This window comes from Paraburkholderia sp. RL17-373-BIF-A, from assembly GCF_046030175.1.
Taxonomy (GTDB): domain Bacteria; phylum Pseudomonadota; class Gammaproteobacteria; order Burkholderiales; family Burkholderiaceae; genus Paraburkholderia.
Map to the genome: position 1 here is coordinate 1 of NZ_JARESO010000282.1, position 1,121 is coordinate 1,121.

A 1,121-nucleotide genomic window follows, 5' to 3' on the forward strand; every position below is an offset into this window, starting at 1 on the left:
TATGTAACCGAACAGGTAACACTATGAACCTCGATAATATTGCAGCCCAAATGGGTAGTCAGAGCGCCCGTATTGCCAACGATGCGGAGGCGGCGATGAAGTTGGACGTTGTTAACAATCCAGAGAATATGCTTAAAGCGCAGTTCGAAATGAATCGGTACTCGGTGATGGTCGGTTATGAGAGTTCCGTATTGAAGGCGGTAAAAGACATGCTGATGGGCATTATTTCAAAAATTGGATGAGCATTATGGATTCATCGGCCTCTATCGTACGTCTAGTTGTCGAAGCCGGCTTCGCTGCAGTCAACCATGGGTTGCGCGTCGAGATGCGCGACATTCTTTCTGCACTGCCTGACATGATCGATGAGCCTCTGCAGTTGGCCCGAACCGAGTCCGTCCTGTTGTTTGGTTTGGGGCATCGTAGGGCAGCCGCAGCGCGGCTCGCTACCCTCGAGCCGACTGACTGTGATGTTTTGCGTAGCTTGTTGGAGCAACCCCAATAAGGAGCTGTGACATGGATATCTCTTCAATCGCCAACATCTCCTCGGCCCTTGCGCCGGTGAGTCAGTCGCCTGCTGTGGCGCCGTCTAGTACTGCCCAACAGCAATTTGCCGATTTGCTTGGCGGCCCGAGTCCGACGAATTCGCCGGATGCCCTCCTAGGAGCGCAATTCGAATTGACCCAAATGATGGTGGGTACGGAATTGACTGCTAAGGTTGCGGGCTCAATCACGCAGTCCATTAACAAGTTGGTTAATATGCAATGAAATTCCGGCTCTTGTTGTTGTGCGGAGTAGTGTTGCTCGGTGGTTGTAAGCGCGAGCTTTACAGCAATCTGGATGAGGCTGAGGCCAACCAGATGCTCGCCTTGCTTATGTACAATGAGATTCCCGTCAACAAAACGGTAAGCAAAGAGGGTGTGGGTCTTGAAGTCGAAAGTGCTCGCATTGTCGACGCCGTGGAGGTATTGCGCCACCACGGTCTACCGCGCCGCAAGACTGCTACCATTCAAGACCTGTTTCCTAGTGGGCAACTGGTGTCTTCGCCGGGACAGGAAGAAGAGAAGCTCAACTACTTCAAAGGTCAGCAGATCGAAAGACTGCTCTCCAGCATGGACGGCGTA

3 protein-coding genes and 1 pseudogene are annotated in these 1,121 nt (G+C 52.4%); all 4 read left to right on the plus strand.

Features of this window, described 5'->3' with window-relative positions; all coding sequences use genetic code 11:
* Positions 1-242 (plus strand): type III secretion system needle filament subunit SctF (gene sctF / locus P0D80_RS50350; RefSeq protein WP_408296275.1); only part of this gene is annotated, 242 nt, incomplete at its 5' end.
* A gap of 5 nt (positions 243-247) precedes the next feature.
* Positions 248-502 carry an EscG/YscG/SsaH family type III secretion system needle protein co-chaperone gene (locus P0D80_RS50355; RefSeq protein WP_408296278.1) on the plus strand — a complete coding sequence of 85 codons (255 nt, stop codon included), beginning with the start codon at positions 248-250 and terminating at the stop codon, positions 500-502.
* 11 nt (positions 503-513) lie between these two features.
* A complete protein-coding gene (sctI, locus tag P0D80_RS50360; RefSeq protein ID WP_408296281.1) occupies positions 514-765 on the plus strand; it encodes a type III secretion system inner rod subunit SctI in 252 nt (83 codons plus the stop codon).
* Positions 762-1,121 (plus strand): annotated as a pseudogene (locus tag P0D80_RS50365) (EscJ/YscJ/HrcJ family type III secretion inner membrane ring protein); the annotation flags it as partial. The gene sctI and the pseudogene P0D80_RS50365, both read left to right, overlap by 4 nt.